11 protein-coding genes are annotated in these 14,681 nt (G+C 72.1%); 4 read left to right on the forward strand and 7 right to left on the reverse strand.

From position 1 onward, the window contains the following. Window positions 1–67: 67 nt before the first annotated feature. From AMK10_RS26590 to aspS, 3 genes are all read right to left on the reverse strand, one after another. A complete protein-coding gene (locus AMK10_RS26590) occupies window positions 68–817 on the reverse strand; it encodes a hypothetical protein (protein ID WP_073750515.1) in 750 nt (249 codons plus the stop codon). 229 nt (window positions 818–1,046) lie between these two features. After that, window positions 1,047–1,988: an intradiol ring-cleavage dioxygenase gene (locus AMK10_RS26595; RefSeq protein ID WP_073750517.1), complete on the reverse strand. Its 942-nt coding sequence runs from the start codon at window positions 1,986–1,988 to the stop codon at window positions 1,047–1,049. A gap of 151 nt (window positions 1,989–2,139) precedes the next feature. Continuing rightward, window positions 2,140–3,957 carry an aspartate--tRNA ligase gene (gene aspS / locus AMK10_RS26600; RefSeq protein ID WP_073750519.1) on the reverse strand — a complete coding sequence of 606 codons (1,818 nt, stop codon included), beginning with the start codon at window positions 3,955–3,957 and terminating at the stop codon, window positions 2,140–2,142. Window positions 3,958–4,141: 184 nt separating this feature from the next. On the opposite strand from aspS, the gene AMK10_RS26605 reads away from it, so the two are divergent. Further along, window positions 4,142–6,265 carry a SpoIIE family protein phosphatase gene (locus AMK10_RS26605; protein WP_073750521.1) on the forward strand — a complete coding sequence of 708 codons (2,124 nt, stop codon included), beginning with the start codon at window positions 4,142–4,144 and terminating at the stop codon, window positions 6,263–6,265. Here AMK10_RS26605 and AMK10_RS26610 read toward each other — a convergent pair. The 3 genes from AMK10_RS26610 to AMK10_RS26620 all read right to left on the reverse strand — a co-directional run bounded on the left by AMK10_RS26610 (window position 6,260) and on the right by AMK10_RS26620 (window position 8,967). Continuing rightward, entirely contained in the window at window positions 6,260–7,333 is a 1,074-nt protein-coding gene (locus AMK10_RS26610) for an AI-2E family transporter (RefSeq protein WP_073750523.1), read from the reverse strand. The two genes, AMK10_RS26605 and AMK10_RS26610, sit on opposite strands and share 6 nt — an antisense overlap. A gap of 405 nt (window positions 7,334–7,738) precedes the next feature. Further along, window positions 7,739–8,149, reverse strand: a complete 411-nt coding sequence (locus tag AMK10_RS26615; protein WP_073750525.1) for a nitroreductase family deazaflavin-dependent oxidoreductase — start codon at window positions 8,147–8,149, stop codon at window positions 7,739–7,741. A gap of 38 nt (window positions 8,150–8,187) precedes the next feature. Next, window positions 8,188–8,967, reverse strand: a complete 780-nt coding sequence (locus AMK10_RS26620; RefSeq protein ID WP_073750527.1) for an SDR family NAD(P)-dependent oxidoreductase — start codon at window positions 8,965–8,967, stop codon at window positions 8,188–8,190. Between the two features lie 103 nt (window positions 8,968–9,070). On the opposite strand from AMK10_RS26620, the gene AMK10_RS26625 reads away from it, so the two are divergent. Further along, window positions 9,071–9,694 (forward strand): TetR/AcrR family transcriptional regulator, encoded by a 624-nt coding sequence (locus tag AMK10_RS26625; protein WP_073750529.1) that lies wholly within the window; start codon window positions 9,071–9,073, stop codon window positions 9,692–9,694. 83 nt (window positions 9,695–9,777) lie between these two features. Here the strand turns inward: AMK10_RS26625 and AMK10_RS26630 are convergent, their stop codons facing one another. Further along, window positions 9,778–10,659 carry an alpha/beta hydrolase gene (locus AMK10_RS26630; protein WP_073750531.1) on the reverse strand — a complete coding sequence of 294 codons (882 nt, stop codon included), beginning with the start codon at window positions 10,657–10,659 and terminating at the stop codon, window positions 9,778–9,780. A 531-nt stretch (window positions 10,660–11,190) separates the two neighbouring features. Between AMK10_RS26630 and AMK10_RS26635 the strand changes: the two genes are divergently transcribed. Continuing rightward, window positions 11,191–12,318, forward strand: a complete 1,128-nt coding sequence (locus AMK10_RS26635; protein ID WP_073750533.1) for a glycosyltransferase — start codon at window positions 11,191–11,193, stop codon at window positions 12,316–12,318. A 186-nt stretch (window positions 12,319–12,504) separates the two neighbouring features. Further along, window positions 12,505–14,613, forward strand: a complete 2,109-nt coding sequence (locus tag AMK10_RS26640; RefSeq protein WP_073750535.1) for an ATP-binding protein — start codon at window positions 12,505–12,507, stop codon at window positions 14,611–14,613. The last annotated feature ends 68 nt before the right edge of the window (window positions 14,614–14,681 follow it).

Raw genomic sequence — 14,681 nt, forward strand, 5'->3', positions numbered from 1 at the left:
CGCACGGAGGAGCCCGGACCCCGATCACTTCGGGGCCCGGGCTCCTTCATGTGGTCCTCTGCGCGTCTCACCGGGCGAGCGACGCGGCGTCCCCCATCACGACCACCGGTTCCTTCTCCGGGTCCAGGGTGAGCAACAGCTCCCGCATCCTGTCCTCGGTCACCGAGACACAGGCCTGGGTGGGGCCGCCGTGGTCCACATGGATCCAGATCCCTCCGCCCCTCTCCCCGCCGAGCGGCCGGGTGCGGTCCAGCGGGCTCGTGCCCGGGGCGCGGTTGTAGTTGATCGCGACCACGTAGTCGAAGGAGCCTTCGAGGGGCTCCCCCAGGAAGCCCTCACCGCTCACCGCGAAGCGGGACTCCTCGTCGTAGGGGAGCAGCGCGCCTGGGTCGGGCAGCCGGCCGCCCGCGTCGGTGAGGCCGAAGACCCCGACGGGCGAGCGGAGGTCACCGGCGAGATGGTGGTCCGTCCAGCCCTCCATGCCGTTGTGCGCGGGCCAGGGGCCCGCCCCGGGTCTCCAGCCCCTCGCGGGGTCGTCGCGGCTGTAGAGGACGACCGTGGAGCGGTTGGAGTCGGGGCCCGCGCCCGTCACCACGACGGCCTGCCGTGCGGTGGCCGGGATCTGCGCCCTGGTCTCGGGTCCGAGTGCCGGAATCTCCGCGGGAGGGACGACGGGCTCGACCGTACGGGTGGCCGTCGACTCGGGCCCGCCCGCACCGCGGGGCGTGGAGGCGGTCCGCACGGCACCCGCGGAGCAGCCGATGACCAGGACGAACAGGATGACGAGAAGGACGTACGGGCGACGCAGGACGGACACGGTGCGCAACTCCTCGGTGGCGGGGCTGACGGGCGCTTCAGGTGCCAGTCTTTGCCGGGCCCGGCGGCGCCCAACCTGAACCCGGGGCCATCCGGATGTACCCGGTCCGTGTACCCCGGCTACCGGAACTTCCTCGCGGTCCACCCGTACGCAGGCAAAGGGCCCGGAACCGTGGTGGTTCCGGGCCCTTCACCGGGGGGGCGCATACGGCCGTGTCCGAGGGCTGTCCCTAGAGGTCCGTGCCGTCGTGGGTCTCGTCGGGGTCGACGCCCATCGTGATCGAGCCGGTCACTCCGCGCGCCATCCTCCCCTTGCGGTAGGAGAGTTTCAGCAGCCCGCCCGTCACCCCGCTCTGGTCGTAGATGGTGTCCTCGGTGAGCGTGGTGCGGGTGGTGGTGCTCGTCGAGTACGGCTCCTCCTTCGCGGAGTCGAGCACCGCCGACTCGGCGAAGAAGAACTGCCCGGTGTGGCAGGTGTGCCCGCCCTCGTAGCCGGCGTCGGTCATCTTCCCGCCGACGTGCACCTTGGTGTGGATGTGCACGGCACGGCCCTGGTACCAGCCCGGGAAGACCGTCGTGAACTCCACGTACCCGTGCTTGTCGGTGAGCTGGGTGCCCCGGAGGTAGCGCTCGTCGTCGGTGGGCTCGCTGTGTCCCCCGCCGCCTCCGGTGCCGCCGGACGGAGGCGTCCCGGTGGGGGTCCCGCTCGGCGCGTCCGTGGGTACGCCGGTGGGCGCGTCCGTCGGGGCGCCGCTGGGCGGGGTGCCGCCGCCGGGGCCGCCCTGGCTCATGCTCTCGTAGCCGGAGTAGATCCCCAGCGCGTCGCAGTGCCAGATGTCCACGGCCGCCTTCTTCAGCGGCTTGCAGGTGTCGGAGTCGATCACCTTGAGGCGGAGGGTCAGCGGGATGCCCTCCTTGTCCTCGGTGATGTCCTTCCGGATCTTGTCGGCGTCGATGTAGTACGGGCCCTCGGTGGTCTCCGAGGTCAGCCGGTAGCAGGTCTCGCCCTGTCCGGCGGTCCCACCGGACGCCGTGCTCTTCTCCTCGTCCGCCGAGGCGGTGGCGACGACGCCCGCCCCGACTCCGGCGGCGGCGACGACCGCTCCACCGGCCATGATCACCCTGCGCCGGGTCACGTCCTTCTTGTGTGCGGGTCCCTGATTGTTTGTCATGAACCGGGAGACTAGGCAGCCCGGCTGGCAGGAACATGGGTGCCGGCTGTGCGTTCCTGTGCGCCTGCCGCGACCAGGGCGGCAGGAACGAGAACAGTCCCCCGGCCGGGCGGCCGGGGGACTGTTTCACGTGGAACCGAAGCGGAACCGCTTACTTCGCGCCGGTGTCCCGCGCGACCGAGTCCTTGGCCTCGGCCTTGTCCTTCGCCGCCGCGACGGGCTTGCGAAGCTGGATGTTCAGCTCACGCAGGCGGGTCTCGTCCAGCACGGTCGGGGCACCCATCATCAGGTCCTGGGCGTTGCCGTTGAGCGGGAAGGCGATCGTCTCGCGGATGTTGGGCTCGTCGGCGAGCAGCATCACGATGCGGTCGACGCCCGGGGCGATGCCACCGTGCGGCGGCGCGCCGAGGCGGAAGGCGCGCAGCATGCCCGCGAACTCGTGCTCGACGGTCTCGCGGTCGTAACCGGCGATCTCGAAGGCCTTGAGCATCAGCTCGGGCTCGTGGTTGCGGATGGCGCCGGAGGACAGCTCGATGCCGTTGCAGACGATGTCGTACTGCCAGGCCAGGATGTCCAGCGGGTCCTTCGTCTCCAGGTCCTCCAGGCCGCCCTGGGGCATCGAGAAGGGGTTGTGCGAGAAGTCGATCTTGCCGGTCTCCTCGTCCTTCTCGTACATCGGGAAGTCGACGATCCAGCAGAAGCGGAAGACGCCGTCCTCGAAGTGACCGGCGCGCTTGGCGGCCTCGACGCGGACGACGGACATGATCTTGGAGACCTCGTCGAACTCGCCCGCGCCGAAGAAGACCGCGTGGCCGGGGACGAGGGAGAGACGCTCGGTGAGGCTCTTGACGTCGGCCTCGGTGAGGAACTTGGCGATCGGGCCCGCCAGCGTGCCGTCCTCGCCGACGCGGACCCAGGCGAGACCCTTGGCGCCGTGCTCGACGGCGTACGCGCCGAGGCCGTCGAAGAACTTCCGGGACTGACCGGCGGTGTCCGGCACCGGCAGGGCACGGACGTGCTTGCCGGCGAACGCCTTGAACTCCGAGTCCGCGAAGATGTCGGAGATGTCGACGAGCTCCAGCTTGGCCCGCAGGTCCGGCTTGTCGTTGCCGTACTTCAGCATCGACTCGCGGAACGGGATGCGCGGGAACGGCGAGGTGACCTCGCGGCCGTTGCCGAACTCGGTGAAGAGCTCGGTCATCAGCTTCTCGATCGGCTGGAAGACGTCCTCCTGCTCCACGAACGACATCTCGACGTCGAGCTGGTAGAACTCACCCGGCGAGCGGTCGGCACGGGCGTCCTCGTCACGGAAGCACGGCGCGATCTGGAAGTAGCGGTCGAAGCCCGAGATCATCAGCAGCTGCTTGAACTGCTGCGGCGCCTGGGGGAGGGCGTAGAACTTGCCCGGGTTCAGCCGGGACGGGACCACGAAGTCACGGGCGCCCTCGGGGGAGGTCGCCGTGAGGATCGGGGTCGCCATCTCGTTGAAGCCGAGGGCCACCATCTTGGAGCGGATGGCGGCGATCACGGACGAGCGCAGCATGATGTTGCGGTGCATGCGCTCGCGGCGCAGGTCGAGGAAGCGGTACTCCAGACGCCGCTCCTCGTTGACCCCGTCCTCGGCGTTGATCGTGAAGGGCAGCGGGGCGGCCTCGCCCAGCACCTCGACCTCGGTGACCTCGATCTCGATCTCACCGGTCGGGAGCTCCGGGTTGACGTTGTCGGCGCCGCGCGCGGAGACCTTGCCGTCGATCCGGACGACGGTCTCCTTCGTCAGCTTCGCCAGGGCGTCGTTGCCGGGGGTGCCCGGACGGGCGACGAGCTGCACCAGCCCGTAGTGGTCACGCAGATCGATGAAGAGGATGCCGCCCAGGTCTCGGCGATTGTGCAGCCAGCCGCTCAGCCGGACGTCGGTGCCGACGTCAGAGGCGCGGAGCTCGCCGCAGGTGTGGGACCTGTACCGATGCATCGTCGTTCATCCAGTCTTCGCGGTCGGGGTGGATTGACACCCCAGGCTACCGCCCGTAGGGGCACGACTTCATTGCCATTGACCCCGGGGACCCGTCCGGGACGCGTGTACGGACCCCCGCGGCGGCTGCCGTGCGGTCGCCCCTCGGTGGCGTCACAGGAGAACTTCTTCCTAAAGTGGGGCAATGCGCACCGAGGAGATCCTGGTCGCGATCGGGACCGGAATGTTCAGCTGGGACAGCTCGACAGGCCGGATCACGCTCGACGCCGAGGCGGCCCGGCTGCTCGGACTGCCCGCCGAGCCCGCGACCCGTCCCGGTGCGGAGGTGCGCCCCCGCTTCCACCCGGCCGACTGGAACGAGGTCGACGGCGTGGTGAACTTCGCGATCGCCGAGGGCACGGTGGCCGAGGCGAGGATGCGCATCCTGGACGAGGACGGGAACGTCGTACGGACCGTCCGCAGCCGCTCCAAGCCGGTCGCTGTCGACTCGCCGGGCCGCCATGTGTACGTACTGATGGGCACGCTCCAGGAGGTCGCGGAGCCCCCGGAGGCCACCGCGGCCCACACCCCGCTGACCGGCGACTGGCGCCGCTCGCGCGAGGCGTTCCTGCTGGACGCGGGCCGGGCACTGGCCGAGGCCGGGTCCACCGAGGAGGTGCTGCGGGTCGCGGGGTCGCTCTCCATGCCCGGCTTCTCCCCCGACGGGCTCGCCCTCTTCGGAGTCTCGGGCGACCGGCTGACGGTCATCGGGCACCACGGGCACAACGTCGGCGACGAGAAGCCGTTCACCTTCATGCCGCTGGAGACCGACTATCCGGCCGCCGAGGTCGTGCGGACCGGCGAGGCCATCTACCTCTCGTCCCCGGCGCAGTACCGGAAGCGCTTCCCGACCACCTGGCCGCTCGCCAGGGACTTCGGACGCCGGTCCTGGGCCTTTCTGCCGCTGATCGCCGCAGGGCACACCATGGGCGCCTGGATGGCCGGGTTCCGGCACAGTGTGGCCTTCTCGCCGGACGAGCGCTCGGTCCTGACGACGGTGGCCCGGATGCTGGCGCAGGCACTGGCCCGCGCGGGGGCCGCCGAGACCGAGCGCGAGCTGTCGCTGGGCCTCCAGAAGGCCATGATGCCGTCGCTCGGCCCGGGTGTACCCGGCCTCACGGTGGCGGCGCGCTACATCCCGACAGGCGGCGGGCTCCAGGTCGGCGGCGACTGGTACGACGTGATCCCGCTGCCCAACGGCAGGATCGCCCTGGTCATCGGCGACGTACAGGGCCACGACGTGCGCGCGGCGGGGCTGATGGGCCAGCTGCGGATCGCCCTGCGCGCGTACGCCGCCGAGGGGCACCGCCCGGACGCCGTGCTCTCCCGCGCCTCACGGTTCCTGTCCGGGCTGACCGACACCTACGACCGCGTCGAGGGCGAGGACGCGTCCGACGCGATGCGCTTCGCCACCTGCCTGTACGCGGAGGCGGACCCCGAGACCGGCACCCTCGACGTGGCCCGGGCCGGCCACCCCGACCCGGTGGTGATCAGCGTCGACGGCACCGCGGTGATCCGGCAGACCGCGGGCGGGCTCCCCCTGGGCGTCGAGAAGGACGCCGACTACCCGACGACCCGTGTCGTCCTGGGGGCGGGAGAAACGATCATGCTGTGCACCGACGGGCTCATCGAGACCGGCGGGCACGACATGGCCACCGGCTGGACACGGCTGCGGCCCGTCCTGGAGCAGCCGTCCGAGGATCTGGAGAAGCTCGCGGACGACCTGGTGCAGGCCGTGCACGGCCCCGGCTCGCACCACACGACCGGTCCGCTCGTGGACCGCCGGGAGGACGACATCGCCGTCCTCGTGCTGCGGCGCGAGGGCGTGCGGACCCGCAGGACCCCCAGCCGCCGGTCGGCCATGACCATCGCCCAGGCGGAACCCGAACGCGTCGCGACGGCCCGGCAGCAGCTGCGGGAGCTGCTCCACGACTGGGCGGACCCCGAGCAGATCGACTCGGCCGAGCTGATGGTCTCCGAGATGGCCACGAACGTGCTGGTCCACACGGACGGGGACGCGCTTCTCGTGGCGGAGGTGACCGGGGAACGCGACGAGCGGCGGCTGCGCGTCGAGGTCGCCGACGCCAGTGACGAGCTGCCGCACAAGCGGCGGCCGGGGGAGATGGCGTCCAGCGGCCGTGGGCTGGTGCTGATGGAGATGCTCGCCGACGCGTGGGGGGTGGACCCGCGGGGAGAGGGCAAGTCGATCTGGTTCGAGCTCTACGAGGCGGAGAAGCCCGAGGCCACCGGAGCCGCCGAGGGGTCATGATCCCTCGGGAACGCTCCCGTCGCCGTTCGCCTCGTACCCCTTGCGCAGCTCGCCGATCACCCCGAACGCGGCGGCGCACAGCGGCACCGCGAGCAGCATCCCCAGCAGCCCCGCGACACTCGCTCCCGCGGTCAGCGCGATCATGATCATGGCGGGGTGCATCTGGACCGTACGGCTCTGGATCGCCGGCTGCAGCACATGCCCCTCCAGCACCTGGACGGCGAGGACCACGCCCAGGGCCCAGAGCGCGATCACGATGCCCCGGTCGGCGAGGGCGACCAGCACGGCGACCGCGCCGGAGATGAAGGCGCCGAGATAGGGGATGTAGGCACCGACGAAGACCAGCGCCCCCAGCCCCACCGCTCCCGGCACCCGCAGGATCAGCAGCCCCACGGTGATGCAGATCGCGTCGATCAGGGCGATGAAGGTGGTGCCGCGCATGAAGCCCTCGACGGCCTCGAAGGCCCTGCGCCCCATGGCCTCCACGAGGTCGCCCGTGCCACGCGGGGCGAGCCGGTGGGCCAGGGCGACGGCGCGGTCGGAGTCGCGCAGGAAGAAGAAGGTCAGCAGCAGCGCGAGGACGGCGGTGGTCAGCAGCGAACCGATGAGGCTGATCCCGGTGAGCAGTCCGCCCGCCGCGCTCGCCCCGAACCTCTCGACGAGGCCCTTGGCGTTGTCCGCCAGATCGTCCACATCGGCGACCCCTTCGATGTCGAAGTGGTCGATGACCCACTGCGCGGCGTCCTTGAGCGACTGCACGATCTGGTCGCCGGTGTCGATGAGCGCGGTGACGACGATGTAGCCGGCGCCCCCGCCCACCGCGACGAGAGCGACGCAGGTGAGCCCGGCGGACAGCGACCTGTTCACCTTGTGCGCGGTCAGCCAGCGGTGGACGGGGCCGAGCAGGGCCGTCCCCAGCAGTGCCAGCAGGACCGGGGTGACCGCCGTCTTCAGCGTGACGACCAGCCAGACGGCGACCGCCGCGACACCGGCGACGAGAAGCATGACGCCGCACCAGGCGGCCGTCCGCCGCGCGACGTCGGGCAGGAGGGGCTTCCGGGTAGGCACCCTCCCACCCGATCACGGGGCGGGAGCGGTGTCCCTCCCGCACGGGCGTACGGGTGAAGGACGGCGGCGCCGCACCGGACGGCCCGTCACATCGGACGGTCGCTCAAAACGGCGCACGGAAAATCCGGTTGACGAGACCCGCCCCCGGGCGGCCATCGTCCGCACCTTCATCCAGCTCGGATCCGCATACCGGCGAGGGCGTCGAAGGGCTCCAGCCGGTCCCGTCGGAACCTGTGAAGCGAAGACCGCCGGTCCGAGTCCGACAGCGATCTCGGACTTCGGCCGGGGCAGGAGCAAAAAAGCCACTCGGGACTGTCCCGAGTGGCCTTTTGGTGTCCAGGAGGGGATGCCGCCCTGGGCGGCCCCGGTACGCAGCCGGTGCCGCCGATGTCGGCAGGAAGGCCGTCAGGGGAAGGTGACGCGTGCCAGCCTGCTGTCCAGCCAGTCCCGCAGGTGGGTGGGCTGGGTGATGGTGCCGGGATTGTGGGGCTGGTTGAGGTCGGCGACGATCTCGGTCAGGACGCGGTGCCGTTCCACCTCGTCGGTGACGGGGGTCGCGCGGGCCGGGAGGTCGGCCCGGACACCGTGCTTCAGGTGGAAGGTGAAGTCCGGGTGGGCCAGGAGATTGGCGTACCAGCTCGTCGGGCGGCCCGAGGTGCCGCTGCAGAGGTAGGTCCGGCCGGCGGCCCGGTAGAAGAAGATCTCGATCCGCCGGGGGCGTCCCGTCCGGCGGCCGGTCGTGGTGATGTCGATGATCCGCGCGCGGGTGCCCGCGGCAGGGGTGATCTCGATGGCCGCGCGTACCGCCGCGTCCATGAGGGCTCCTTTCCCAGGTGGTCGGACGGCGGGCGCGGTCAGGCGGCCTCGTGCTTGAGGGCGGGGCCGAGCAGCAGGCCGCCGTCGATGACGAACTCCGAGCCGGTGGCGAAGGACGCCTCGTCGGAGGTGAGGAAGAGCAGGGCCCGGGTGATGTCGGCGGGTTCGCCCAGGCGGGGGATCGCGAACGGCTCGGCGGAGTAGAAGTCGGAGATCGGGGCGTCGCTGCCGGCCGCGGGCTCGGTGATGAACGGGGTGGCGACGACACCGGGGTGGATGGCGTTGACGCGGATGTGGTCGCGGCCCAATTCCAGGGCGGCCGTCTTGGTGAGGCCGCGGACGGCCCACTTGCTCGCCACGTAGGGGGCGTACATCGCGGTGCCTCCGACGCCGGAGGTGGAGGCGATGTTGACGATGACGCCGCCGCCGTTCCGGCGCAGCGAGGGAGCCGCCGCCTTGATGCCGAGGAAGGCGCCGGTGAGGTTGATGTCCAGGATGCGGTCCCAGACCCGGCGGTCGGTGGTCTCGATCGGGGCGGCGGGGTTCTGCACGCCGGCGTTGTTCACGAGGACGGCGAGCGGGCCGAAGTGCTCCTCGGCAGCCTGGACGGCGGCGCCCCAGGAGCTCTCGTCGGTGACGTCGAGGCGGACGTACAGGGCGCGGGCGCCGAGCTCGACGGCGAGCGCCCGGCCCCGGTCCTCGTCGATGTCGGCGATCACGACGTCGGCGCCTTCGGCGTGGTAGGCGCGGACATGACTGGCTCCCTGGCCGCCGGTGCCGCCGGTGACGAGCACGGTGTGGTGGTCGAAGCGTCCCATGGTTTCCTTCCAAACTGGTGAGTCGAGTGACTCGCCTCGCCATTGACCCTACGAGAACCCAGAGAGGTGAGTCAAGTGACTCACCTCGCCTAGGATGGTGTCCATGACCATCGAGCCATCGGCCTACCACCAGCGCGTCGCCGAGCAGAAGCGGGCGGCGATCCTGCGCGCCGCCACCCGCCTCTTCCTGGACTCCGGGTACGACCGGACGTCGCTGGCGAAGATCGCCGAGGCGGCCGGCGTGTCGAAGGCGACTCTGTTCAAGCAGTTCCCGACCAAGGCGGCACTGTTCGACGCGATCGTCACCGCGTCGTGGCAGGCGGGCGACGAGGGCGAGGACGCCCCGCCGCCCGGCGACCTCCGTGCCGGCCTCGCCCTGATCGGCCGGCGCTACGTCGCCCTGCTCACCCGGCCCGACATGGCCGACCTCTTCCGGATCGTCATCGCCGAGCTGCCGCGCTTCCCGGAGCTGGCCGAGTCGCAGTTCCACCGCGGCAAGATGCCCTACTTCGAATCGGTGCGCCGCTACCTGGAGTCGGAGCGGGATGCCGGCACCGTCGTACTGGACGATCCGGAGCTGGCCGCGACCCAGTTCCTCGGCATGGTCTCCAACTACGTGTTCTGGCCCCGGATGCTCCTGCCGCACTGGTCCCCGGACAGCGCTGACGTCGAGCGGGTCGTCGACGAGGCCGCCCTGACGATGGCGGCCAGGTACGCCGCTGCCTGAGGTGCGCACCTCTCCGTCCGTCCCGGCCCCGGGCGAGGACGGGGACGACGCGGGGGGAGAGGCGCGCCGTCCCCGCGCGGGGCTCAGCGGTCGGCGAGGGCCCGGATCTCGGATGCGATCAGACCGGGGTCCTCCTCGGCCATGAAGTGGCCGCAGGAGACGGTGCGGTGGCGGAGGTCGTCGGTCCAGGCACTCCACAGACCCTGGGCGTGGTAGCCGAGGGCAGCGCCCCAGTCCTGCTGGAGGACGGTCACCGGCATGGCCAGCTTGAGGCCCGCGTCCTTGTCGGCGGCGTCGTGATCGACGTCCACGCCGGCCGAAGCGCGGTAGTCGGCGACGATCGAGGGCACGGCCGCGGCGGATGCGGCGAGGTAGTGGGCGCGGACCTCGGCGGGGAGGGCGTCCGGGTCCTTGGTCCAGGCGTCGAGGAAGTAGCCGAAGAACGTGTCGGCGGCCCCCTGGATCATCTCCTCGGGCAGACCCGGGGCCTGCGCCATCAGATAGAGGTGGAAGCCGACCGCGCCGTTCACGCCGCTCAGCGCGTCCCACATGTCGAGGGTCGGCAGGACGTCCAGGAAGAGGGCCCGGGCAACGGCGTCCGGGTGGTCCATCGCGGCACGGAAGGCGACGAGCGCGCCGCGGTCGTGGCCGGCCAGGGTGAAGCGGTCGTGGCCGAGTGCGGCGGCAAGGCGTACGACGTCCCGGGCCATGGTCCGCTTGGAGTACACATCGGGGCCGGTCTCGGCGGGCTTGTCGCTGGCACCGTAACCGCGCAGGTCGGGGCAGATCACCGTGTGGTCGGCGGAGAGTTCTGCGGCGACGTGCCGCCACATCAGGCTGGTCTGCGGGAAGCCGTGCAGCAGGACGACCGGGTCACCCGCGCCGCCGACGGCGGCGTGCAGGGTGACGCCGTCGTCGACGGTCACGCGGTGCTCGGTGAATCCGGGGATGCTCGGGGTTGTCATGGTGACTCCTGGGGTTCATGGCAATGGGATGTTCCGGTCTCCGCCTCGGCGGTCCGGGTCGTCCGGGGACATCACCCAGGTTGTGGGCCCCGGATCAGCGATCGATGAGTGGACACGCGCCACGCCTCGGAGGACAGCGCCGCCCGCGAAAAGGACCTCCCGTGGCCGTGGGGCCCCTGCGCGGCCTTCGCCCCTCGCCAGGAGGTTCTCCGGCGCGTACTCGCCCGGGTCGCCGCGTCCGTGGGGCGCCAGCCGGTTCTGCGTCGTGTCCAGGGGAGGAGACCCGCCGCCGCCGAAGCCGGCTGCGTCGGAGAAGGCACCGGACCGGCCCCCTCCAGGCCATGCCACCCGGCCCGGCGGTGAGGAGTGAGCGCGGTGCCGGCTGTCGCGGGCGACGGCCTCCACCGGACAGGACCGAGCACCTTCGAGCACGCTCCGGGCATTGCTCGGCGGCTGGGTGATCACGCTCCCCGCAGATGATGGATGAGCCCGCCGGAGATCGGCGGAGCCCCCACCATCCTCCGAGGAACCATGCGCATCCTGTTCTCCTGTACCCCGGCGATGGGCCACCTGCTGCCCCTGCTCCCGATGGAGCGGGCCGCCCGCCGGGCCGGCCACACGACCGCCGTGCTGACGCACGGCTCACTCAGCGGGGCGGCCGACGCCGCGCCGTTCCTGCCGGCCGGCCCCACCCTGGAGAAGGCGCTGGCGGAGACGGCCGCCCGTACCGGGCTCGACGCGACCGCCGTCATGACCCCCGAGACCGTCGGGGAGTTCTTCGGCGGCGTGCGTGTCGATCTCGCCCTGCCCGAAGCCCTGCCCCTGGCCACCGACTTCGCCCCCGACCTGATCGTCGCCGAAGCCGCGGACCAGGTCGGACCCGTCCTCGCCGGCGCCCTGGGCGTGCCCTGGGCATCCCACGAGGTCGGGATCCAGATCGCTCCCGAACTCGCCGGCGCCATGCGCGAAGCGGCCCGCACCCGGGCGGCCGCGATCGGCGCGACCTGGTCGGAACCGGTGGCCCGGATCGACCCCTGGCCGGACTTCCTGCAGCTCTCCGGCTGGAGCGCCCCGGACACGCGGGTCGCCGTACGCCCCGAGATCCACACCGCCGAGGACGCTTCCGCCGTCCCGCCGCTACGGCCCTCGGCCCCCGGACGGCGCCGGATCCTGATCTCGCTGGGCACGGTGGTGGACGAACCGGGCCTCGTCGAGGAACTCGTCACAGCCGTCCCCGACGACGTCGACGTCGTGGCCGCGCTCAACCCCCTGTCGTCCCGCCGTCCCCTGGTCGACGACCAGCGTGCGCAACTGACCGGATTCGTCCCCATGAGCCGGCTGCTGGAGGGTGCCGACGCGGTCGTGTGCTCCGGCGGCGCCGGCACCGTCTCCGCGGCGCTCCGCGCAGGGGTGCCCCTGGTCGTCCTCCCGATGGGGCTGGACAAGCCGCTCAACGCGGAACGTGTCCAGGCGTACGGCGCCGGACTCACCGTCTCCACGGCCGCCGAGGCCGCCACGGCGGTGCGCCGGGTGCTGGACGAGGACCGTTTCTCCACGGCGGCCCGTGCCGCCGCCGCCACTCTGGAGGCGCTGCCGACCGCCGGTCAGGTCCTGGACCGGCTGCTGACGACGGTCGCACGGCGCCACTGCGCCATCTGACCCGACCATCGCCCACCCTCGGACGCCACAGCCCCGCAACAGGCCCAGCCGACCGGGCAGCGGGCGCTGCACACCCGTGGAGCCCGCCCCCGGCAGGGTGGGGCAGGACGGGACGAGTGACGCTCACGGCGGCTTTTATGCTGGTGAGCGACGTGAGGGTGGAGAGAAGCGAGGCGCGGAGAACCGATGAGCGCAAACGGCACCCCCCGGCTCGGCGACCGGCTGAGGCAGGCGCGCGACCGGCTCTTCGTCGGCAGGCAAGCCGAGCTGCGACGCTTCACCCGGGCGCTGCACGATGACCAGGCCGACGTCCGCGTGCTCTTCGTGCACGGCCCCGGCGGAGTGGGCAAGTCGGCGCTGCTGCGCGGATACGCCGCCGCGGCGGGCCGGGCAGGCGGGGGCGTCGTCCACGTCGACGGCCGCACCACCCCCGCCGACCCCGACAGTTTCGGGCGGGCGGTACGGCCCGCCACCGACGGGGAGGCGGCGGTGCTCCTCATCGACACCTTCGAGCACTGCGGGCATCTGGAGGACTGGCTGTTCGAGGAGTGCCTGCCCCGGCTGCCCGCCGACACCGTCACCGTGGTCGCCGGACGGCACGCCCCCGATCCGGTCCGGCTCGCCGACCCTGCCTGGGACGGACTGGTCGACGTGATCCCCCTCGGACCACTCGCGGCGGAGGACGGCGAACGCCTGCTCACCGCCCGGGGCGTGCCCGCCCGCCTCCACCGCGAGATCCTCGACTTCACCGGCGGCCACCCCCTGGCCCTGGCGCTGGCCGCGGCCGTGGCCCGGTCCGGCGACACCACCCGGCCCGCCACGTCCGACGCCGTCGACTGGTCACCCGGGCAGGATGTCGTCTCCACCCTGCTGCGCCACCTCGTCGGCGAGCCGCCCAGCGACGCGCACCGCGCGGCACTGGAGGTGTGCGCCCACGCCCATGTCACCACCGAGTCACTGCTGCGGGCGATCCTCGGGGACCAGGGCAGGGACCTCTTCGCCTGGCTGCGGGGCCGGCCCTACGTCGAGACCACCGACTCCGGGGTCTTTCCGCACGACGTGGTGCGGCGGACGCTGGAGGCGGATCTGCGGTGGAGGGACCCCGACGGCTTCGAGGAACTGCACAACGCCCTTCGGAGCCACCTGCTGGAACGGGTGCGTACCGCCGCGCCGCACCGCTTCCTCCAGGCGGTCGGTGAACTCCAGTACCTGTACCGCTCGGACGGGTTCATGGCGGACACGCACGGCTGGCACCCGTACGGCCTGGTGCGGGATCTGCCGTACGACGCCACGCGGGAGGCGGCCGTCCTGGACCTCGTCACCCTGCGGGAGGGCCCCGAATCCGCCCGGATCGCCGCCCACTGGCTGGCGCGGCAGCCGGAGGGCTTCCACCTCCAGACGATGCCGCCCGCCGGAGAACCAGCGTCCTGTTCGGCGTGGCTGCGGATTCCGCCGTACGACGGACAGCACGAGGACCCGGTGGTGGCCGCCGCCTGGGCTCACGTGGGCGAGCACGGACCGCTGCGGGCCGGGGAGCACATCGCGGTCGGGCGCTTCCAGGTCGGCCGGGACGGCTACCAGCGGCCCTCGCCGGTCATGGACCTGGTGCTGTGGCGCATGCTGGGCGAGATCGTCCGCGACGACCGGCTGGCCTGGTCCTTCATCGTCATGCGTGACGACGGCTTCTGGGACCGGCACCTGCTCCACTGCGACATGCGCCCGGTGGAGCCCGCCGTGGACATCGGCGGCACACGCTACCGGCTGTTCGCCCACGACTGGCGCCCCCAGCCGGCAGCCCGCTGGCTGGCCGAGAAGACCGACGCCATGCTCGGCGGCACCCCGGGCCGAGTGGCCCCGCCCGGAGACACCGACGCGCTCGTCCTGGACCGCACCGCCTTCGACCACGCGGTCCGCGCCGCACTGCGGTCCCTCCGCTGGCCCGACGAACTGGCGCTCAACCCGCTGCAGCGCAGCCGGACGGCGCTCGGCCACGACGGCACGCTGTACGACCTCGTCCTCGCCGCGATCCACACCCTGCCGTCGGAACGGGGCGGAGAGAAGGGGTACCGGGCCGCCGTGGCGGCCTTCGTGGAGGGCGCGTCGACCCAGGAGTCCGCGGCGCGGCGGCTCGGGCTCCCTTTCAGCACCTACCGGCGACACCTCGCGACCGCGGTGGAGCGGATCGTCGAGATCATGTGGCGGCAGGAGGTCGACGGGACACCACCGAGCCCGGCACGTCCCTCACCCGGCGCCGGTCCGCGGGCCGGAGGCCAGGGCGCGGCGAACCCGTCGTGAGAGCCGCTGCCGCCGGCCAGGTCACGCGCTGTCGGATCGGTGCTCCGGTACTGCTCGGCTCCGGACGC

This window comes from Streptomyces sp. CB02058 (assembly GCF_001905505.1).
Taxonomy (GTDB): Bacteria; Actinomycetota; Actinomycetes; order Streptomycetales; family Streptomycetaceae; genus Streptomyces.